Origin of the sequence: Rothia sp. HMSC064D08 (assembly GCF_001809525.1) — a bacterium.
Taxonomy (GTDB): Bacteria; Actinomycetota; Actinomycetes; order Actinomycetales; family Micrococcaceae; genus Rothia; species Rothia dentocariosa.
The window spans coordinates 318,545-339,528 of record NZ_KV797895.1 but is presented as its reverse complement, the minus strand read 5'-3'; the positions used below and the strand labels follow the sequence as shown (position 1 = coordinate 339,528).

The window sequence follows — 20,984 nt, the reverse complement described above, 5'->3', positions numbered from 1 at the left end:
CGCCTCGCACCCACTACGCTGCGGACTGCCCCGACAGCCCCGCGAGCAGATAGGATTTCGACGAAAAGATAACGGATTGCTATCTGCTCGGCGAAATCCTATCTGCTCGCGGAATTGGGAATGAGCGCTCGACCGATAAGCTTACCCGCGCTTCAGCAACGTTATAACCTCGTAGTGGTTCGTGTGAGGGAACATATCGAGCACACGCGCGGCGACCGGCTTGTAGGAAGGCATACGCGCCAGGTCAGCGGCAAGGGTTTTCGCGTTGCAGCTCGAATAAATCACATGCTCAATTCCAGAGCCCTCAACCCAGGCGCACAGCCTCTCACCAATACCTCGCCGGGGCGGGTTCACCACCAGCATCTCGGGGGTTTCGCGGGCGTTCATGGCGAACTCAGTCGCATCCCCCGCCGCAAATTTCACGCCCTTAAGCCTCTGCTCGGCAACAGTACGCTGGGCGCTGCGAATCGCCTCCGCACTGATCTCGATCCCGGTGACCTCACCGTGCATCACCTGCGCCGCGTGCAGGGCAAAACCGCCCACGCCGCAATACAAATCCCAGAGCGTGCGCGGCTGAACCTGCCCCACCCACTCACGGCCCTGCGCGTACATCGCCTGCGCAATCTGCGTGTTCGTCTGAAAGAAACTCTGCGGGCGCAGGTGCAGGCTCATGCCGTTCACGCGCATCGGCAGGGTTTGCCGCTCGGTCAGAATAATCTCTTGATCGCCCTCAATCAGCGCCACATGCTCGCGCAGCAGATTCACCGACAGCACCGCCAACTTCGGCAGACGCTCCTGCAGCCACCCCAGCTGGCGGCGAATAGGCACCAGCAGCTTCTTCGAGCGGAGCACAAACCGCACCATCAGCTCACCCGTCTCGGATGCGGTCACCAGAATATTCTTGAGCTCACCACGCCGGGCCGGAATGTCATACGGGGTCAAATCGGCACGCTGAATAAGCTCGTGCAGCACCGGAATAGCGCGCTCAATCGGCTCAATATAGAGCGGGCATTCGCTTAAATCGGTGGCGTTCCCCGAACGATAATCAACGATGCCCAGGGACGGGTTCTGCGCCGAACCGCCCACCACCAGCTTCGCCTTATTCCGAAAATGCGCCTCGTCGCTGGCGACAGGTTCCAGCCAGGTCAGGTGAGGATAGGCCGCAAGAAGCCTGCGCGCATCGGCCTGTTTCGCCGCGAGCTGGGCGGGGTACGGGGTTTCGATGTTGGTGCAGGAGCGGCAAAGACTCTCACGGTAATAGGCGCATTCCATAGCCCCACCATTCTACCCTGTGGATGCGCAGGCGCGGGTAACCCGCCGGATGGCACTACCGCTATGCTGTTCTCCCCTGCACCATCGCAGGCAAGGCGGCGGAAAGGCTACGGTTTCTTTGCCTTCTTCTGCTGGCCCGCCTTAAGCACCGACCTGTATGACCGTGCCGAGAGCACAGATGATTCCGATAAAACCGATAACACGCTCATGTAGCTCAGGCACGAGGCAATGGACAGCGAAGAAAAAGCCGAGCCGATAGATCCGAACGAGAAAACCGAGCCGATCGAAAACGCCGAATTGACGGAGCCAATGCTGCACACCGAGTTCACCGACCCGATGCTCAGAAATGAATTTTGCGAGCCGATGCTCTTTGTGTTTTGGTCGGAACGGGCGGGGGCATCGGGGGCGTTTTCGGAAGATTTGGAGGTGGTGTTAGACATCATAAATCCAGCATACCGCGCGGCTCGCCCATACCGAACGAATCACGGCGCACGTCGCGAGCAATCGTGCATACGCACGAGCAGGCAGTATTGTGCCGAAAAGGTAGGATTTTCCTACCTGCTCGGGCCAAAAACCACCTGCTCGCGGTTCTGAAGAGCATAGACAAAAAGCTCCCCGGGGGTGGGTCCCGTACCCGGCATTGTGCCGGTCAGGAACCCACCCCGGAGAGCTTCAACATACTCCCTCAGTCGGGAAACGTTACATCATGCCGCCCATCGGGTCAGCAGCCGGTGCCGCAGCGGATGCGGGCTCAGGCTTGTTCGCCACCACAGCCTCGGTGGTCAGGAACAGACCGGCGATCGATGCTGCGTTCTGCAGAGCGGAACGGGTCACCTTCACGGGGTCGTTAATACCCGCAGCCATAAGGTCTTCGTACTCGCCGGTTGCAGCGTTCAGACCGGTGCCCTCGGGCAGAGAACGAACCTTATCGACCACCACGCCGGGCTCAAGGCCAGCGTTCGTTGCGATCTGCTTCAGCGGCGCATCAATAGCCACACGCACGATGTTCGCGCCGGTTGCCTCATCACCCTTCAGGTCGAGCTTGTCGAAGACCTTCGTACCCGCCTGAATCAGTGCCACGCCACCGCCGGGGACGATGCCCTCTTCAACGGCTGCCTTCGCGTTGCGCACAGCATCCTCGATGCGGTGCTTGCGTTCCTTCAGCTCAACCTCGGTTGCCGCACCAGCCTTGAGCACAGCCACACCACCGGCGAGCTTTGCCAGGCGCTCCTGCAGCTTCTCGCGGTCGTAGTCGGAATCGGAGTTTGCGATCTCGGCGCGAATCTGTGCCACGCGGCCCTCAAGTGCGGCGGCGTCGCCAGCGCCCTCAATAATGGTGGTCTCGTCCTTGGTGACAACAACCTTGCGTGCCTTACCCAGCATCTCAAGGGTTGCGGTATCCAGGGACAGGCCAACCTCTTCGGTAATAACCTGACCGCCGGTGAGGATCGCAATATCAGCCATCATAGCCTTGCGACGGTCACCGAAACCGGGTGCCTTCACGGCAACGGACTTGATGGAGCCGCGCATCTTGTTCAGCACGAGCAGCGCCAGAGCCTCGCCCTCAACATCCTCAGCAATAATCAGCAGCGGCTTGCCGGACTGCATGACCTTCTCAAGAACGGGAACCAGATCCTTCACGTTCGAGATCTTCTGGTTGACCACCAGGATGTAGGGGTCTTCCAGCACAGCTTCCTGACGCTCAGGGTCGGTCACGAAGTAGCCGGAGAGGAAGCCCTTATCGAAGCGCATACCCTCGGTGAGTTCCAGATGCAGGCCGAAGGTGTTGGATTCCTCAACGGTAATCACGCCTTCCTTGCCGACCTTCTCCATAGCCTGAGCGATCAGCTTACCGATCTCTTTATCGCCCGCAGAGATGGATGCGGTTGCCGCGATCTCTTCCTCAGTCTCAACCTCTTTCGCGGAGTCGAGCAGGGTCTTGGTGACCTCCTCAACAGCCTTCTCAATACCGCGCTTGAGGCTCAGCGGGTCAGCACCAGCAGCCACGTTGCGCAGGCCCTCACGCACGAGCGCTTGAGCGAGCACGGTTGCGGTGGTGGTACCGTCACCTGCGATATCGTCGGTCTTCTTGGCTACCTCTTTGACGAGTTCAGCGCCAATCTTTTCATAGGGGTCTTCAAGCTCGATCTCTTTGGCGATGGAAACACCGTCGTTGGTGATCGTGGGTGCGCCCCACGACTTCTCAAGCACGACGTTGCGGCCACGGGGGCCAAGAGTTACCTTAACGGCATCGGCTAGAGTGTTCAGTCCGCGCTCTAGACCGCGGCGAGCTTCTTCATCAAAAGCAATAAGTTTTGCCATGTGGCTATATCCCTCCTGGACGTTTCGAATGGAGCGCTCAGGTTTTCCGGTCTGCCGAAGCAGATTTTGATACCGGTTTTAGCACCTGAAGGCGCCGAGTGCTAAAAACAATTTTGGCACTTGGTGCGCCCGAGGGCAAACATTTTGAGCACCGAATTTAGCTTAATCGCCCTCAGCGCATTCTTGAGGCACGCGGAAAGCCGCAATGGGGTGAACGGGTACGGCTTCGAGGCGAATGCACGGAGCGGAAACACCAGTTTCGAGCGCCGGGTAATGTTATGTGCGAGCGCATAAGGCTCATAGAACGTTCCCGAAACTAGCGGGGATGATAAACGGTACCGCACACCGCGGTATCAAGCCGATTGATACCGTTAGCTGTAGTCGGTGGCGAGCACCACCACAATATCGTTCTCGCCCAGAATCGAGGTGTCTGAGCTCTCCTGAACCGTCGTAATGTTCAGGGTTTTCGCAATAGCTTCGGCCTGTGCCTTCTTGGCCTCGTCCTTGTAGTAGACCGTGCTGGACTGCGGCGGGGTGCCCGACCAGTTTGCGGTTTCGGTAATCGTGTAGCCCTCAAGCGCGGCGCTTGCCTTGGCCGCAGACCCGCCGGGCGCGGATGCGTTATAGACCGCCACGTTCGCATCCTTAGCCTGCTCGGATGCTGAGGCAGAGGGCGACGATGACTCCGAGGGCGAGGCGGGGGCGCTGTAGCTCTTGGCGCGCGCGGCGGCCTCGGGCGAGCTGCTGCGCGGGTGGTTAATGTACATAGCGCCGCCGATCACGAGCGATAAAATACCGGCGACGACAACGGGAATAATGCCTTTGGGGCTCTTGGAAGGGTCGTCAATCACACCGCGGTATGTTCCACGGCGGGCGGTATTCTCGTCGATGTCGTCGAATTCATCATGCGGGTATTGGCTCATGACTTCCCTAGGTTGAGTAATAGACGTACCGCTCTGCGCGGTGGAGCCCTGCCAAAGCTCTCTCTTACAGGGTACCGTATGGGGCTTTATCCGTCCTGTTCAGAACGGCGTGCGCTCATGCACACATCGGTGCGGCTGCCTCTAACTGCGGTCGCGAACCTCGCGCAGGCGGTGCATCAGGATAGGTTCGGCGGCGATCACACGCTGGCTATCGATCATCGTGTTAAGTTTCTGGTAGTAGGCGATCGGGGTGAGCCCGAGCGCGGTAATCGCTTTCTCTTTGGTGCCCTGGTACTTCCAGTGTCGTTTTTCCAGGGCGATCATGGCACGCTCTAAATCGGTGAGGGCGGATTTTCGCGTGTTCTCAGTTTCTCCGCCGGTTTCGCGGGTCTCGGAAGTGTCGGGGGCAGAAGAGGCAGGCTGTGTTGTAGGGCCGGGTTCAGAGTTATCGGCGGGGACTGCCGCTGCGGGTTCGGCGGCATCGGAGCCGCCAGCAGGCGAAGGTTCGGGGGTTTCCGAAGAAGGTATCGGCATCTGGATTCCTGACGAACATAGGTGGTCTACATGAACACTTTAGAGTATGTTGGTTGAAGTCACCGTGTTATTAGAGTCAAATTTTCTCAGGGAGTATTTTCATGACGAACCCGCCGCTGACCGACATTATGAGCGAAGACTGGGCGCAGGCCCTCGCGCCCGTCGAAGATAAAATCCACGCCATGGGCGAGTTTTTACGCACCGAACACGCGGCGGGACACCGAACTTTTCCCACAGGTCAGAATATTTTCCGCGCATTCTCACGCCCCATGAACGAGGTCAAGGTGCTGATCGTGGGGCAAGACCCCTACCCCACCCCCGGAAACGCGATGGGGCTTTCGTTCTCGGTGCAGCGGGATATGCCCCTACCGAAATCGCTCATCAATATTTACCGGGAATTGTCCGACGATTTGGGGATTGAGCCCGCGCAGCACGGCGATCTGAGTTCGTGGTCCGATGAGGGCATCATGCTCATGAACCGCGTGCTCAGTGTGCGTGAAGGGGCGCCGGGGTCGCATCGCAATAAAGGGTGGGAAGAGGTGACCGAGTGCGCTATTCGGGCGCTGGCGGCACGCAATAAACCCCTGGTCGGGCTACTGTGGGGTGCGGATGCGCGGCGCACCGCCCCGATGCTGGAACCGTATCCGTGTGTGGAGTCGGCGCATCCCTCGCCGCTGTCGGCGCATCGCGGGTTCTTCGGTTCGCGCCCGTTCTCGCGGGTGAATACGCTGCTGGTAGAGCAGGGTGCGGAGCCGGTGGACTGGACGGTCAAGTAGCGCGCATCCGCCCCCTCATACCTACATACAAAGGCTCTTTATTCCACTGTGGAATAAAGAGCCTTTGTAGCGTCTCACATCAGGGGAACGTGAGAACCGCGATGCGCTACTCGGCAGCCTCCGCGGGCACATTGCGCGGAACCGCGAAACGCTGCAGCAGGTACTGCATCAGGTAGTTGCCCAGCGTTACGCCCGCCGCCATCGCGATCACGATCGAAACCGCCGAAATCATGCTCTGAATGCCCCAAACCACGTTCGTCTCAACCGTCAGCAGGTACATGCCGCGGAAGAACGACAGACCAGGCAGCAGGAAGGTCAGCGCGGGAATCGAAAAAACCGCCTGCGGGGCATGCAGTCGGTATGCCACGTAGGTGCTCAGCATGCCAATTACGAGGGCGGCAAGCGCCGTATTCGCACGCCCCGAATCTACCCCCACCAGGTAGGTATACAGGTGATAGGTCACCAGGGCGCTACAGGTAATGAGCACCAGCCACCCCAGCTTCACAAGCTTCGTATGCAGGGTAATCGCAAACGTAACCGTCGCCGCCAGCATGAAAACCGAGAACGTGAGCGGCGAAGGAAGCTCAAACCGGCTCTGCTCAATATCCAGAATCGGACCGCCAAACAGGCTAATCGCATTCACCGCCGAGGCAATGCCGATCACCAGACCCAAAAAGCTCATGCCCGTCGAAACGAATCTTCCCGCCGCGGTCACCGGGAAACCGTTAATCGCATCCTGAACAGCGCCTACCAGACGCGAGGTCGGCAGGAACATGATCAGCCCGGCGGCAACCACCAGAGGCGCTGAAATCGACTCCCCCGGACGGCGAATCATGGAATGATCCCCGCCCAGCCAAATCGCCAGGAAGGTCAGCAGACCCGCGCTCGCCGCCATGCGGAAGAACGTGGGCATGCCAATCTTATTGAGCCACTGAATCAGCAAGTACACGGGAATGAACACGATCGCCGCAGCGGTTGCGGTAGACCAGCTCGCCCCCAGCGCCGCCGTCAGCGTGGTTGCGCAGCCAATATTCGCCAGCCAGGTAATCAGCGGAGGATACGGTTTAGGGTGGTTCGTAATCTCGCTCAGGCGAAGGTCGGCATCCTCCAGGGTCATGCCGCCCTCGGTAATATCGTGAATCAGTCCATAGGTAGAAGCGAGCGCCTCATAATTCTCGGTAGAGGTGCGCACCACGCGCACGAGCGTGTGGGTAAACCGGGAATCGGCACTCATGCTGCGCGAGCTGATGCGCGACTCCATGTAAATATCGGGATCGGAGGTGTAGTTGATGGTCACCGACTGGTTGGTGATATTAACATCCACCGAATCAAGCCCATACGCCGAAGACACCGCAATAATCGCCGAGTCTACGTCCATCGCATCCGCGCCATAGTAGAACATGGCTTCCGCCAGGCGCAGCGTGAAATTGAGGGTGTCGCGGGCGTATTCTTTCTCGCGGTACAGAGCCTCACGCCGGGCGCGTTCTTCGCGTTTGGCGCGCGGGGTGAACTGCCGTTGGGCGATGCGCGCAACACCGCGCGGCGCCGCGTGCGCCGCCGCCTGACTGCCTGCACGCACGAAGGACCGCAGGGTGGTTCGCACGCCCCACCGTCCGCCCGTGCCACGCCCGGCGGGCACGGTCGTAGTGGGTACGGATACCGGGGGTGCGCTCGCCGTGGGCTCTACACCGCCGAACCGCTGCGCCGCATGCGAATTGGGCACCTGCGGGATCATGCCCGTCATGGGGACGGGCTGGGACTGACGATATTTAGCGACCTCCGTGACGATATTGCTGGAAGTCTGCGCGGGCGGCTCCTGCGGATGCGGTATCTCAGGCGGCACGCTCTGCACCGCCTGGATTACGGGTTCTTCGGGGATTTCCTCGTAGGGTATTTCCGGCTCGTAGGACATCTGTGGAGCCTCGTCGAGAGGCATCCCCGATTCGTCGACGGGAAGAAGCTGGGTGTCGTCCGTATCGGTTTCCACGCCGTGCGCCGCCGCAACCTCGTAAAGCGCCTCACGCGCTTGCTCAGCCTGCTCGACCTCCTTGCCGCTGTGGGCAAGCGCCTCACGCAGCTTGGAGTCGTGCACTTCGGAGAGAGGCACGGCGAAGAAATATCCCGGACGGCGAATACTCCTCGCGTTCTCATCGGCTGGGTTGTAGCTGTGCTCCTCGGGGTTCTTCGCCATAGTATCCCTTGATCGTGTTGCGTGCTGGTGCGCTGTGTGTACCGGTGAGTGGCGTGGCGGTGCGGCGTTTCCTAGTAGAAGGAATAGTGGTGTTTCTTCACCCACAGGCGAAGCATCAGCCGCTCCACACCGGCGTTCCAGAGTTTATATTTGAGCTCTGAAATAGGCTGATCGTAAACGCCCACGAAGTCGGTCACGTTCTTCGTGAACGAGGTTTTGAACAGACCCAGACCGTAGTAAGGGTGTTCCTTATTCTTGAGTTCGGCGGCGGGCGGGGTGCCGCAGAAGTCATAGGTGCTGATCCCGTGCTCCTTCATGAGGTCGGTAATCGCAGTCCACTGTACCAGATGAGAGTCACCGTACTGTTTACGGCGCGGCTTAGAACCGCCGTCTTTATAGGTGCCCTTCGTGCCGTAGTTAATCACGTAGGCGCCCACGGAAGGTTTGCCGTCTTCATAGGTGAAGTAGAGCCTGCCCTGCCCGGCGTTCTCGAAGGCCTTCCAGAAGTCGCGGTAATACTCGTAGGGGCGCAGCAGAAGCGAAACTTTGCCCTGGCCCACGGTATCCATAAGGGCATACATGGCGCGCATATTTTCGTCGGTGAGCTCAACCCGTTTGACCTCGCAGCCTTCACGGGTGGCGCGGCGTACAGCGTTACGTCCGCGCGAAGACAACGACTTGAGCACCTCTTCCTCGGTGCCTTCGGTGGAGAGGATGGCGGTGTAGTCATTCGGCTGAATATCGGCGGTACGAACCAGCTCGGTGCCCGCAATAACCTGCTGGGCGTGCTCATCCGCCACGATTTCAGGTTCGATCTTAACGGCAAAAACACCCAATTTCTGCTCGGTAATCAGGCGGCGGTTCGCCTGCAGCAGGGCGGGCAGCTCATCGGCATCATGCACCGCCGGGCCTTTGATGAAGTACCAGAGTTTGCCCAGCAACGGAATATTCTTCTCGAACGCCAGGCTGTAGCTGGCGAAAGGCTGCTTCTCGCCGTCACGATCGACGGTGCCTTCGTACACGATATAGCGGGGTTTCCACCCGTAGTCGGCTTTGACTTTTGCGAATGATGCGGACTGCAGCAGATTTCCGCCGTCCGGGTTGGCGATCACGTGGGTATCCCACTCCTGAATTTCTGCTGGGGTTGCAAAACGTGCCGTAATTTCGTGCAAGGGTCTCTATCTCTCGTGGGGTGGTGGGTGTTCCGAACGTCTATCGCCCGCGAACCTTGTGCGGTCTTTTTGATGCGCTCGCGGCGCACGCACGCCTTAAGTCTAACAAGAGGCGCGGCGATTGGTGCATCGGCGGGGTTCGCCTCGCCTAAAAAGAACCTTGATGCGAATAAAGAGTTAAAAACGCCGCTTCATTCGCATCAAGAGCCTTTTTATGCCCCCCCCTTCCGACCTGATCGGGCTGGCTGAGGCATGAGGCGGAAAATAGACCGGATGCGCGCCCGAGCTTTAAAGCAGGTATCCCGCCGCACGTGAAGCGACGGGATACCGGTAAGCTGGCGAGAGTCGCCGGAAGGATTACTCTGCGTCGTGGTCGGTTTCGAGAATCTTCTTCAGGGTCTCTAGAGCTTCGTCTGCGCCTTCACCTTCTGCTCGGAGCACCACACGGTCACCGTGCTTAGCGCCCAAGGACATCAGGGATAGGATCGAAGCCGCATCCATTGCCTCGTCTGCGGGCTCGCCTTCGGCTGCAATGGTGACCTCAACGGGGAGGTCGCCAGCTGCCTCAGCAAAAATTGCTGCGGGACGTGCGTGCAGACCAACGCGGCTTGCAATGGTGGCAATAACCTCTGCCATGGTTTTTCTCCTTTGTGAAGGAATCGTCTGTTATCGACTCCATGTTTATCAAACAGGAGGATGCACCCCCTGTTTTCCTGCCTCAATTGTACAGTTTTACTCACCGTTTGGGGACCAATGCCTCACCCGATCTTGAAATAAACTTTCAACACCGGGTTAGCCTTTTCTCCACCGGGTTTGAGGCGTCTTCTAGAGGCCGAGCTCGTCCAGAATCGGCAGCTCAGCGCGGGCGGCAGCCTTCGCCTCGGCAGAGGAAATCTGTTCCAAAGCCTTGTTGGCGATATGACGTGCCTGCTCCAGGGTCACCGACTTGAGCACCGCCGCAACCGCGGGGATAGCACCGGCGTTCATCGAGAGGGTATCAACCCCCAGGCCGACCAACACCACGGCCAGCGCCGGATCGGCGGCGGCCTCACCGCAGACGCTCACATACTTCTTCTCGCCAGCATTCACCGAAGCTCGCTTAGCGCCCTTGACGGTCAGCTTAATCATCTTCAGCACCGCAGGCTGCCACGGGTTGTTCAAGTGAGCCAGATCGCCCAGCAAACGGTCTGCAGCCATCGTGTACTGGGTCAGGTCGTTGGTGCCGATCGACACGAAATCAACCTCACCCAAAATCGCTTCGGCGTTCACAGCGGCGGCGGGGGTTTCAACCATCACGCCGTGTACCGGCAGGCCGACCTCCTTGAGCATTTTCGCAAAGTTGCGAGCCTCGGAGGTGGTCGAAATCATCGGTGCCATCACCCAAATATCGGCGTCGGAATCCTCGGATGCCTGCTTGATAGCCTCCAGCTGGCGAGTCAGCACGCCCGGTACAGTCCAGTCGGTGCGGAACCCGCGCACACCCAGCGCCGGGTTTTCCTCGGGATTCACGTTCAGGAAGGGCAGCGGCTTATCGGCGCCCGCATCCAGGGTGCGAACCACGATGTGCTTGCCGGGGAAGGCATCAAACACAGACTTGTAAGTTGCTGCCTGGGCCTCAATAGACGGCTCGGCGTCGTGCCCCAGGAAGCCGAACTCGGTGCGCAGCAGACCCACGCCTTCGGCGTTCAGGCTGGCAGCCTTCTCGGCGGATTTGCCGTCGCCCACATTCGCGTAGAGTGGTACGCGGGTGCCATCGGCGAGCACGCCTTTACCGTCGAAGTCGGCGATAGGTTTGCGGTTAGCGTATTTTTCGGCGGCTTCGCGGTCTTCATCGGTCGGCTCAGTATTGACGATACCCGCATTTGAGTCAACATAGACCTCGGTGCCGTCTGGAATATCGGTAACGCCCTTCGCCGCCACAATAGCGGGAAGACCCAGACCACGCGCCAAAATCGCGGTATGCGCCTGCGGACCGCCGTCTGAAGTGATCAGGGCGATCACGTTCTTCGGGTCAAGGGTCGCGGTATCTGCGGGGGCAAGATCAACTGCGGCGAGCACGAAAGGCTCCTCCGCGAAAGGGATGCCCGGCGCCTGCTGACCGGTCAGTTCCGCCACAATACGGGCGCGCACATCGTGAATATCGGTGACGCGCTCAGCCATGTAACCGCCAAGGGCAGCCATCTGGTCGGCGAACGAGGTTGCTGCCTCCCAAATCGCGCGCTCAGGTGCCATCTGCTGGGTCTCAACCAGCTTCACGGCGCTCTTAATCAGGGCGCGGTCAGTCGCCATCTGCGAGGTCGATTTGAGCACGGCCTTGCCGTCACGGCCCGCGTTTTCGGCGCGTGCGAGCAGATCCTCTTTCACGCGAACCGACGCATCTTGAATACGTTGACCGGCCTCTTCGGGGCTTTCACCGTCTAGGCGCAGACCGGCTTTAGGCTCTTGAATAGGCTCGGGCATCTGTAGCACGGGACCAATAACGCGTCCGGCATAAACACCGACGCCTTTATATGTAGTCATGAAGATATATCCTTCGTGTTGGGTTCTCTACAGTGTAACGCTTATGCGGCGGTCTTCGCTGGGGTCTCGGTCGCAGTCTGCCGCGACTTCGCGCCAATCGACTTCAGCAGCACATAGATGATGGCGGATACGACGGTACCGGCGACAACAGCGAGCAGGAACATCGGAATATTGTTGCTCAAACCAATAATCCAGATACCGCCGTGCGGTGCCGGGGATGCCACATGCGCATTCATCGAAATAGCACCGGCAATCGCGCCGCCTACGATGGAGGACGGGATCACGCGCGCTGGGTCTGCCGAGGCGAACGGAATAGCGCCCTCAGAGATGAAGGATGCGCCCAGCAGCCACGCGGCCTTGCCGTTTTCACGCTCGGGCTCGGTGAAGAGCTTGGGGCGCAGGGTGGTGGCGAGCGCCATAGCCAGCGGCGGAACCATACCGGAGATAATTACGGCCGCCATGATTTCCTTGTTCACATCGGCACCCGAAGAAAGCCCGGCGGTTGCGAACAGGTAAGCCGCCTTGTTGATGGGGCCACCCAGATCGGATGCCATCATGGCGCCCAGAATCAGGCCGAGAACAAGAGCGGATGCGCCAGACATGGAGGTCAGCCAGTTCTGCAGGGATTCGAGAACCCACGCCAGCGGCGCGCCCAACAGCAAGTACATGATGCCGCCCGCAACGAGTGAGGTTATGAGCGGGGTAATGACCACGGGCATCATCGAACCGAGCCAGCGCGGCAGTTTGAGGGTGCCTAAACCGTAGGCAATTAGACCGGCGAGCAGACCGCCGACGATACCGCCGAGGAAGCCAGCCTTCACGGCGACCGCGACGGAACCGGCGATAAAGCCGGGCGCAATACCGGGGCGCTGCGCCAAACCATAAGCGATAAAGGCGGCGAGCGCGGGAACCATCAGGTCAAGACCGAACTTACCGATGGTTTGCAGAACCGCGCCCAGGTAGAGGGTCCAGTGGGTGTCTCCCAGGTTGTAGATTGTGGCGTTGGCGAGGATTTTTTCGGTATCGACATCGCCCAGGTTCGGCATGGTGATTGCTTCGAGGATGAAGCCCAGAGCCACGATAATACCGCCGGCGGCGACGAACGGGATCATGTACGAAACACCGGTCATCACGGCCTTGTAGATGCGCGAGCCCCACGAGCCTTCGGCGGCTGAGGATGTGTCTTCCCCGCTGGATGCGGCGGCGCTCACCCGCTTACCATTGGGGTTCTCAGCCTCGGCCAGGGCCTCGTTCAGCATGGCTTCGGGCTCGTCAATACCGCGTTTAACCGGGGACTCCACGTAGGGCTTACCGGCGAAGCGGCTGCGGTCACGCACGTTCACCGAGACCGCGAAAATAACAGCGTCGGCTTCATCAATATCGGCCTGGGTGAGGGTTTCATTCCCGGAGGACCCCTGAGTCTCAACCTTGAAGTCGTAGCCGAGGTCTTCCGCAGCGTATTTGAGGGCATCCGCCGCCATATAGGTGTGCGCGATGCCGGTGGGGCAGGCGGTGACCGCCACGATTTTCTTGGTGGCTGGCTTCTCGGATGCAGTCGCTTCTGCGGAGTCGGTCTGTGCCGCTGCAGCTTGAGCGGATGCGCCTGCACCCGCCTTTTGCGCGTTCGATGCTGCCGAGTCGGCGGAGGCGGGAGCCTTCTTCGGGGCGCCGGTGCCGAGCGCATCGTTCACGAGGTCTACGATTTCTTCGGGGGTTTGTGCCTCACGCAGGGATGCGGTGAAGCTCTTCTTCATGAGCGAACGCGCCAACGTGGAGAGCAGTTTCAGGTGTTCCTGGTCGGCACCATCGGGGGCGGCGATGAAGAAGATCAGATCGGCCGGACCGTCTTTCGCGCCGAAGCTCACACCGGGGTTGGGTCGTGCCATCGCGAGGGTGGGTTCGGTAACCGCCGCGCTTCGGCAGTGCGGAATAGCGATACCGCCCGGGATGCCGGTGTCGGTCTTGGACTCGCGGGCTTCAGCAGCGGCGTACAGCTGATCGTAGTCGGTGGCACGTGAGGCATCGACGACGGCATGCGCAAGCTTGCTGATGACGTCGAATTTAGTCTCTCCCAGATTCTGGTCTAGGAGCACCAGCTCTGGGGTAATAAGCTCAGACATAATACCCTCCTCGGGGCGTATGATGCGGTGCGCCATGATGCCTGTGTGGGCGTTTTCAGTACGCACTCAAGTGTCCGTAAATATGTTGTTTTTAGGGGTTGACCAGGCTATATGCTATATGCCTGATATGGAATATAAGCTAACTGGAAAGCTGCCTTAGGGTTACTTTCTCGGGGGTTGTCATGGCTGCCGAAGGCATTTGTGTTCCGGGTAAAGATGCTGCCGCCGAGCCATGCGCAACCGCCTGCACAAGGCATTGCTGCGGCGACTCCCCTCGCTCATAAGCATAGAGGAAACCGGAGAGCGACGAATCCCCTGCGCCCACCGTGCTGCGCACCTTCACGGGTTCATGCTGTGCATGCCAGGCACCTTCGGCGGTCACGAGAACCGCGCCGGACCCGCCAAGGGTTGCCAGCACATAGGGAATACCGTCGTTCACCAAGGTTCGTGCGGTACGTGCGGTCAGTTCGGGGCTTGATTCCAGCTCTTCCCAGTTCTCGGCACCGGTCAGCTGCGCCAGCTCCTCAGAATTCGGCTTAATCAGCGTAGGCTTTATCTGCCCCGCGACGGTGGCGATCAGCGGCGCCTCAGAGGTATCGACGGCGATCTTGCCCTCATATCCGCTGGCGCGCAGCTTCGCACACAGTTCGGCGTAATACGTTGCCTCCAGTCCGCCAGGCAGCGAACCGGCGAGCACCACCCAATCTGCGTTTTCTGATTGGGCGATCACGAGCGCATCCAGGGCGTCGCGCAGCTTAGGGGTGAACTCGGTGCCGGGGGCGTTAAGCTTAGTAGTCGTGCCGTCCGGATCAACCACGGTGATATTCGAGCGGATAGGCTCACCCGTGGGCAGATTCGCAAACTGCACGCCGCTCGCCGCAAGAGCGGTCAGCACGGGGTCGGTAGCCTCTCCCGGAACCACCGCAACAGTAGGCACCCGAGAAGTATGTAAGGCACGCGAAATATTGACCCCTTTACCGCCGGGGTCTTGAACCGCGCCTACCGCACGCTGAACGGCGCCGTGTGCTAGAGGCGAGCCCAGTTCGATCGTGCGATCCAAACTAGGGTTAGCGGTGAGAGTCAGAATCATGCGATGAGTACCTCCACATGAGCGGCTTCAAGAGCCTGAGCAAGCGCACCATCGGGGGCGCGGTCGGTGATCATGGTATCGATATTCTCGAAGTCAGCGAAGCGCACGAGTGATTCCTGCCCGAACTTCGCCGAATCGCACAGAAGCACCACGCGCCGCGCCGATTTGCAGATCGCGGTCTTCACGATGGCCTCATTCATGCCGGGGGTGGAAACACCAAATTCGGCGTCTATGCCGTTGGCGCCAAGAAACGCAATATCGGGGCGTACCGTGGCGAAATATTCGGCGGCACGAGCACCAATCGCCGCCCACGTCATCTTGCGCAGCTGACCGCCCACAAGTTCGAGGGTGACCCCCTCTGCCTCAGCGAGTTTGACCGCAATGTGCAGGGCATGGGTAATAATGATGCGGTCGCTGCCGGTCTTGAGACTAAAGTTTTCTGACCCAATATAGTCCGCCAAAATCTCAATGGTCGAGCCAGCGTCAAGAACAATTGAACCCACATCAGAGTCACGCAGATACTCATAAGCCTTCGCGGCAATGCGGCGCTTCTCGGGAGTATTCATGCCCTGACGTGAGGCAATAGAGGACTCTAGGGAGGTAGACTGCTCAACGGTAACGGCGCCGCCATGCACGCGGCGCAGCTTACCCGCTTCTTCGAGGGCGGCAAGGTCTCGTCGCACAGTCTCCATGGTGACGTCATAGCGTCGAGCAAGATCAGCACCGTTAACGCGGCGCGCAGAAGATACCAGCTTCGCAATTTCGGCACGACGTTCTTCAGCAAACATATGCGCACATCACTTTCAAGGTATGGGTGTGGAGCGAACGAACCGTTCCACGCGAATTCTTAGGTCTGTGTATCATGGCGGAACGGCGAATGCGTATCACCACTCAAGACAACAGTCTTGCCCTTGATTTTATGTGGGTTTATGTGGGTGCGTCAAGATAACCCACGGATAAATCATCGATTTTTTGTGAATTTACCCTCGAAACCACACTTAAGGTCAAATAATCCACAACAGACACACACTGTTCACCCCACAACGCATCTAAACCCACACCGGATGCGCGGCTTCTGAAGTTCGGGCGCGAGTAGTTTTGATCTGCCTTTGAACCATAAAGGTTTTCTAGTGCGTGGCGCTTTCAGGATGTGCAGGCTTACAGCGAGTACCTAGGGCTGTCTCTACCGTCGGAGCGAAGCGGAAGCATCCATATCCGTGAACTACCTCTTAACCCAGCGCATCAAGAAAGCACGTATACCCCAGGCGGTCAGGGAACCAACAAACGCACCCGTCCCGTTCATGAGCACGTCTATGGGGTCGCCGGTGCGTTCGGGCATCGCCGTTTGAATGAGCTCGATTCCGGCACTGACCGCCACCGCGCCCAGAGTGATTACCCCTACCCTTCGCCACGGGCGGGCACGGCAGAACAGCAACAGCATGAGCAAAAACCCGCCGGGGGCAAACATGATGACATTCGAGAGTTGTTCGATGCTCGCATAGGTGATAAACCCGGGCAGCCAGCCCTGGGCGTGACCGGCGTCAAGAAGCGAAGCCAGACGAGAGCCCGCCTCGTTATCGTCCACATGCTGCGGGGCGAACACGATCGTTGCAACGGCGGTACAATACAGCGCGAAAAGCGCCCATCCGATTACCCAGAACACTCTGCCAGATCTACCAGACAAGACGACCCCGCTCATCAAACACCGTGCTCTCATCAAAGGCAAAAAGCCCCTTAAGATCGACCTCTAAAGGCTCAGCGTTCGGCACAGTCTGCGTATGCTCGTACCCCTGCGCCGCCGAAATAGCGCGGCGAATCAGACTCCCGTGGCTCACTACGATGATGCGCTCCCCGGGATACTGGCGCACAATCTCACGCAGAACACGCACAGCACGCACATACACATCGCGTTCGGTCTCTACCTGCGGATAGTAGCGGTCGGGGGCGCGCCGCTCGGGAACGGGAATATTCACGCCCTCGGCGGCACCATAATCACGTTCCACCAAGTCAGGGTAGGTTTCACTGACCGGAAGCCCGAAATCCTCGCCCACAAGCTGCGCGGTTTCATAGGCCCGCGACAGCGGTGAAGAAATCACACGGTCATAGCTCAAACCCAGACTGCGCAGCTTCGCCCCGGTTTCACGCGCCTGTGCGCGACCGGTGTCGTTCAGCGGAATATCGCTGATACCTTGCATGAGCTGGTTCTTATTCCACTCGGTCTGTCCGTGGCGAATCAGCGTGAGCGAACCGCCCGCCAGATTCTTAGGGAAAGGTTCGGCGTGCAGCTTAGGCTGGCGGTTAACCAGTACGTGGGCATCAATCGCATCGTCAAGATAATCGGTGGGAAGCTCGGTGAGCGAAGCATTCGGAGGAATCGGGAACATGCCGTCAATCGTCTCGTAGCCCTCATGCTCGCGGCCTTCAAGAAGCACGGTCATCGTCACCGCAATCAGCATGCCGTGGGTAGCCACCACAATGTTCTTGCCCTCATGCTCGCGGCGCACCCGGTTCAGGGCGGTCAGGGCGCGGCTCACCAGGGCCTCGCGTTCCTCAACCCCGTATTTATGCCCATCCGTGCGGGATGCCGCCACCAGCTCAGGGGTTGCAGCCTCACCCTCCAAATCACCGAATGAGCGTTCTTCTAGCCCCGCGTATGCACCCAGATACGGCACCCCAAGCTCCCGAGCAACAATTTGCCCGCTCTCCGCCGCGCGCTCAAGCGGGGACGAAACCACACCGTCAATCTGCACGCCGCGCTGAGCCATCTCACGCAGCTGCGGCACGGCACCCCGAACCTGTTCACGCCCCGTATCGTTCAGTGGAATATCGGTTCTGCCCTGAAACCGGTGATTTATATTCCAGTCGGTCTGCCCGTGCCGAAGCAGAAAAATCTTACCGGGCGTTTCAGCGTGTTCATGGTGGGTCTGTGCGTCAGTCATGGTCTTAAGTATGGCATCATCCGCACGATTTAGAGCCGTATCCCAGAACACTCCCCGCTCATCCTTAGGGATGACAACCCGCACAAAACCCGGCGTTATCGCCGCATTTTTTCACTCCGCAGACGGATAAAAACGCCCCGTCACCCTTGGAAAAATGGATGCTATGAATACTTCTTACACCTCATACGCACCCGTTATCTCGGTGCGCAACCTTACCAAATCCTACGGACAGCACACAGTACTGCGCGATATTTCGCTCGATATTTACCCCGGCGAATCCGTGGCCGTTATGGGACCCTCCGGTTCCGGAAAAACCACGCTTCTGCACGCGCTCTCCGGCATTATTCGCATAGACTCGGGCACCGTTCAGGTGCTCGGCGGCGGACCCGAGATACCGGGCGGGCGCGTTGAACTCGGCGCCCTAAGCGAAAAACAGCGCACAAGCCTGCGCGCAAACTCCTTCGGATTCATCTTTCAGCAGGGACTTCTCATCCCCGAACTCACCGCAGAAGAAAACGTCTCGCTCGCCGCCATGATCTCCGGGATGTCGCGCGAGCAGGCACGCACCGCATCCGCAAACCTGCTCGCCCGGCTGGGGCTAGGCGACATGTGCGAGAAACGCATCGGCGAACTTTCCGGCGGGCAAGCACAGCGCGTGGCAATTGCGCGTTCACAGATTACCGGTGCGCCGATTACCTTTGCGGATGAACCCACCGGCGCACTCGACAGCGTGACCGCCCAAGAGGTCATGGATCTTCTGCTCACACTCGTTCCGCAGCAGGGTAAAACCCTCGTGATCGTCACCCACGATCCGCAGGTTGCGGCGCAATGCTCCCGCACAATTCATCTGCACGACGGACAGATTGTGCAGGATAACCGGCAGAGTCCCACCGCGCCCGGTCAGCAGGGCGGGGAATCGGTACAGTATCGGGTGCCCGCACCGCCGAGCCAGCCGGTACCGCCTCAGGATGCGGCACCCGCTCCCTCCGCGCAGCCGGGCGTCTTCCAACCGGGGAACCCCGCGGTAAACCCGCCCCAAACATACAACCGGGTTTCTGCACAAACCCAGCCGCCCGCGAACGTTCGCTACTCCCCCGCCCATGCTCCGGGCACGGCGCACACCGCGGCCTCACGCAACCATGCACCCGCGCCGTATAAACCCGCCCGGCGTCTTTTCTCGATGCGCGGCCTCCTGGGGAAAGGCGCCTAAGAATGCAGACCTTCAAACTTCTCGCGCGCCGCACCCTGCCCACATCCCAGGCGATCCTTCCTGTGCTTGCGTTTGCCGCATCCGCGGCGCTCTTTCTGCTGATCGCCGGAGGTATTCACGCCTTCTACACCTGGCTGGGCGGGGATGCCAGCACGGCCACCTCGGTCGAGGCGGGATCCGGCACCAAAAACACGGCACACACGATGCAGCCGCTATACCTGATGCTCGCCTGGATCAGCGGGTTCCTGCTGCTCACCCCGCTCTTCACGCTCGGCGCATCCGCGGCACGGCTCAGCGCACGCCGCCGCGACGACCGCCTGGCAACCCTGCGGCTGCTGGGCGCCTCCACCCGGCGGCTTACCCTCTACACCATGCTCGATTCCGTGATCTACGCTGCGGTTGGGTTCGTGCTCGGGTTTATCGTGTACCTGGTTCTGGTGCTGCCTTTCGGGATGCTGCGTTTCCAGAACATCCCGCTGGGTCCCGAAAATATGCTGCTGCCCCTGCCCATCGTGCTGGTCTGCGGGTTTGTGAGTCTGATCATCGCCGCAACCAGTTCGCTCTTTGGGCTCTCGAAGGTGACCATCAGCCCGCTGGGGGTACGCACCCGTTCGGATAAGCCGTCCCTGGGTAAACGCGCCCTCATTCTGGGCTGTGCGCTTCTAGTGGTGGGCTTCATCGGGGCGATTGCCTCCCACATTATGAATCTCGCCGCTGATTCGATGGGCTCGAACGGGTTCGTGTTGGTACTAGTAACCACCATCATGTTTGGGCTGCCGATCCTGCTCACGATGCTCGCCGTAGACCTGATTGGCGGGTTCGTGGTGGGCCTGTACGCCCGCATTCGGGTTCGCACCGCCCGCACCCCCGCAACCCTGCTGGCATATCGCTCCATTTTGGAATCGCCGCGCGCCGCCTGGCGGCAGGTCTCCGGGGTTGCCATGACCACGTTTATTGCCGCTTTCGTGGGGCCGATTCTGGGCATGGTCAATTCCGCGCCGGGTGTGGAAGAAGGCTCGGCGGAGTCCTATCTTATTGGGGATATACTGCAGGGTCTGGTGCTGGTGCTGTTCCTCTCCTACCTGCTGGTGGCGCTTTCGGCGCTACTGAACCAGTCCGCCGCCATTTACGAGCGCGGGTCGTTATATTCTTCTCTGCGGATGATGGGTACCGAAGCTACGGTGCTCAAACGTTCGAGGCGCATCGTGGTGTTTGGTCCGCTGCTGTTGGTGAGCTGTATGTCTGCGGTGGTGGCACTGCCGCTATTCGTGCTGCTGCTTGGTTCGGCACTCACCGAGACGGGGCTGCTGTACACCGCAGCACTGGTATTCGGCTCGATCGTGATGGGGCTGGGATTGGTGTTTGCGGCGCTGGCGGCAACCGGGCCCGTTATGGAACAGGTCAGCCGCAAACCGGTCTCGGCGGTGTAGCGTTTTCTTTTCCGCGAGCAGGTAGGATTTTCCTACCTGCTCGCGGCATACACTAAGCGTTAAGACTAAAACTCGAACGGGTTGAGAATATCGAGGTCCATGCCCTGAAAATCTGCAACGTTACGAGTCACCAACATCAGATGGTGTTCTCGGGCAGTGGCGCCGATCAGCGCATCGTATTCTGATTTCTTATGCGGCACGTGGAGTTCAGCGCAGGTAAGAGCAACCTCTAAAGAAACCGGCAGGATGCGCCCCGCAAACTCCGGCGCAAGCTCATGAGAAAACCACTGCTGCAGAATCTGAGCCTGGGCCGCATCTTTACGGGCATGCCGCAGGATTCCTGTGCGAATCTCCATCATGCTAATCACACTGATATACACGTCGTTCACGTCTACGTGTTCCACCCAATGGCGCACCGAAGGATGCATTCTGCCCGAGCGATATTTACGCAGTTCGGAGATCACATTTGTATCGGCAAGGTACAC

18 protein-coding genes are annotated in these 20,984 nt (G+C 59.5%); 3 read left to right on the top strand and 15 right to left on the bottom strand.

Translation table 11 applies throughout. The features are described 5' to 3' along the window. Window positions 1–141 precede the first annotated feature (141 nt). The 5 genes from rlmC to HMPREF2625_RS03755 all read right to left on the bottom strand — a co-directional run bounded on the left by rlmC (window position 142) and on the right by HMPREF2625_RS03755 (window position 5,051). Window positions 142–1,272, bottom strand: a complete 1,131-nt coding sequence (gene rlmC, locus HMPREF2625_RS03775) for a 23S rRNA (uracil(747)-C(5))-methyltransferase RlmC (protein WP_070521935.1) — start codon at window positions 1,270–1,272, stop codon at window positions 142–144. A gap of 107 nt (window positions 1,273–1,379) precedes the next feature. Further along, a complete protein-coding gene (locus HMPREF2625_RS10910; protein ID WP_168162327.1) occupies window positions 1,380–1,712 on the bottom strand; it encodes a hypothetical protein in 333 nt (110 codons plus the stop codon). A gap of 259 nt (window positions 1,713–1,971) precedes the next feature. Continuing rightward, on the bottom strand, window positions 1,972–3,594 hold the full coding sequence (groL, locus tag HMPREF2625_RS03765; RefSeq protein ID WP_070521932.1) for a chaperonin GroEL: 1,623 nt from the start codon (window positions 3,592–3,594) through the stop codon (window positions 1,972–1,974). 371 nt (window positions 3,595–3,965) lie between these two features. Next, window positions 3,966–4,517: a LytR C-terminal domain-containing protein gene (locus HMPREF2625_RS03760; protein ID WP_070521929.1), complete on the bottom strand. Its 552-nt coding sequence runs from the start codon at window positions 4,515–4,517 to the stop codon at window positions 3,966–3,968. Window positions 4,518–4,658: 141 nt separating this feature from the next. After that, window positions 4,659–5,051: a DUF3263 domain-containing protein gene (locus HMPREF2625_RS03755; RefSeq protein ID WP_048751753.1), complete on the bottom strand. Its 393-nt coding sequence runs from the start codon at window positions 5,049–5,051 to the stop codon at window positions 4,659–4,661. 101 nt (window positions 5,052–5,152) lie between these two features. Between HMPREF2625_RS03755 and HMPREF2625_RS03750 the strand changes: the two genes are divergently transcribed. After that, the gene (locus HMPREF2625_RS03750; RefSeq protein ID WP_004005592.1) at window positions 5,153–5,827 is read left to right on the top strand and encodes a uracil-DNA glycosylase; all 675 of its coding nucleotides are present in this window, start codon (window positions 5,153–5,155) and stop codon (window positions 5,825–5,827) included. Between the two features lie 106 nt (window positions 5,828–5,933). On the opposite strand, the gene HMPREF2625_RS03745 is transcribed toward HMPREF2625_RS03750, so the two are convergent. From HMPREF2625_RS03745 to HMPREF2625_RS03705, 9 genes are all read right to left on the bottom strand, one after another. Next, window positions 5,934–8,018 (bottom strand): threonine/serine exporter family protein, encoded by a 2,085-nt coding sequence (locus tag HMPREF2625_RS03745; RefSeq protein ID WP_070521926.1) that lies wholly within the window; start codon window positions 8,016–8,018, stop codon window positions 5,934–5,936. Between the two features lie 71 nt (window positions 8,019–8,089). Beyond that, on the bottom strand, window positions 8,090–9,190 hold the full coding sequence (locus tag HMPREF2625_RS03740; protein WP_070448847.1) for a lipid II:glycine glycyltransferase FemX: 1,101 nt from the start codon (window positions 9,188–9,190) through the stop codon (window positions 8,090–8,092). Between the two features lie 357 nt (window positions 9,191–9,547). After that, on the bottom strand, window positions 9,548–9,826 hold the full coding sequence (locus HMPREF2625_RS03735; RefSeq protein ID WP_013397859.1) for an HPr family phosphocarrier protein: 279 nt from the start codon (window positions 9,824–9,826) through the stop codon (window positions 9,548–9,550). A gap of 189 nt (window positions 9,827–10,015) precedes the next feature. Beyond that, window positions 10,016–11,710 carry a phosphoenolpyruvate--protein phosphotransferase gene (gene ptsP, locus HMPREF2625_RS03730; protein ID WP_004005598.1) on the bottom strand — a complete coding sequence of 565 codons (1,695 nt, stop codon included), beginning with the start codon at window positions 11,708–11,710 and terminating at the stop codon, window positions 10,016–10,018. A 41-nt stretch (window positions 11,711–11,751) separates the two neighbouring features. Continuing rightward, window positions 11,752–13,830, bottom strand: coding sequence for a PTS fructose transporter subunit IIABC (locus tag HMPREF2625_RS03725; protein WP_070521923.1), 2,079 nt, complete (start codon window positions 13,828–13,830; stop codon window positions 11,752–11,754). A 139-nt stretch (window positions 13,831–13,969) separates the two neighbouring features. After that, window positions 13,970–14,920, bottom strand: a complete 951-nt coding sequence (locus HMPREF2625_RS03720) for a 1-phosphofructokinase family hexose kinase (RefSeq protein ID WP_070521921.1) — start codon at window positions 14,918–14,920, stop codon at window positions 13,970–13,972. Next, window positions 14,917–15,708: a DeoR/GlpR family DNA-binding transcription regulator gene (locus tag HMPREF2625_RS03715; protein WP_013397862.1), complete on the bottom strand. Its 792-nt coding sequence runs from the start codon at window positions 15,706–15,708 to the stop codon at window positions 14,917–14,919. Before HMPREF2625_RS03715 ends, HMPREF2625_RS03720 begins: the two co-directional genes overlap by 4 nt. Window positions 15,709–16,142: 434 nt before the next feature. Continuing rightward, the gene (locus HMPREF2625_RS03710) at window positions 16,143–16,604 is read right to left on the bottom strand and encodes a VanZ family protein (protein ID WP_371440641.1); all 462 of its coding nucleotides are present in this window, start codon (window positions 16,602–16,604) and stop codon (window positions 16,143–16,145) included. Beyond that, window positions 16,594–17,859: a histidine phosphatase family protein gene (locus tag HMPREF2625_RS03705; RefSeq protein WP_070522618.1), complete on the bottom strand. Its 1,266-nt coding sequence runs from the start codon at window positions 17,857–17,859 to the stop codon at window positions 16,594–16,596. Before HMPREF2625_RS03705 ends, HMPREF2625_RS03710 begins: the two co-directional genes overlap by 11 nt. A gap of 163 nt (window positions 17,860–18,022) precedes the next feature. On the opposite strand from HMPREF2625_RS03705, the gene HMPREF2625_RS03700 reads away from it, so the two are divergent. Together HMPREF2625_RS03700 and HMPREF2625_RS03695 are read left to right on the top strand one after the other, a co-directional pair. Continuing rightward, window positions 18,023–19,069 (top strand): ABC transporter ATP-binding protein, encoded by a 1,047-nt coding sequence (locus HMPREF2625_RS03700; protein ID WP_246826632.1) that lies wholly within the window; start codon window positions 18,023–18,025, stop codon window positions 19,067–19,069. Window positions 19,070–19,071: 2 nt separating this feature from the next. Then, window positions 19,072–20,499, top strand: coding sequence for an FtsX-like permease family protein (locus HMPREF2625_RS03695; protein ID WP_070521912.1), 1,428 nt, complete (start codon window positions 19,072–19,074; stop codon window positions 20,497–20,499). A gap of 65 nt (window positions 20,500–20,564) precedes the next feature. Here the strand turns inward: HMPREF2625_RS03695 and HMPREF2625_RS03690 are convergent, their stop codons facing one another. Then, on the bottom strand, window positions 20,565–20,984 hold the full coding sequence (locus HMPREF2625_RS03690) for a type II toxin-antitoxin system VapC family toxin (RefSeq protein ID WP_070521909.1): 420 nt from the start codon (window positions 20,982–20,984) through the stop codon (window positions 20,565–20,567).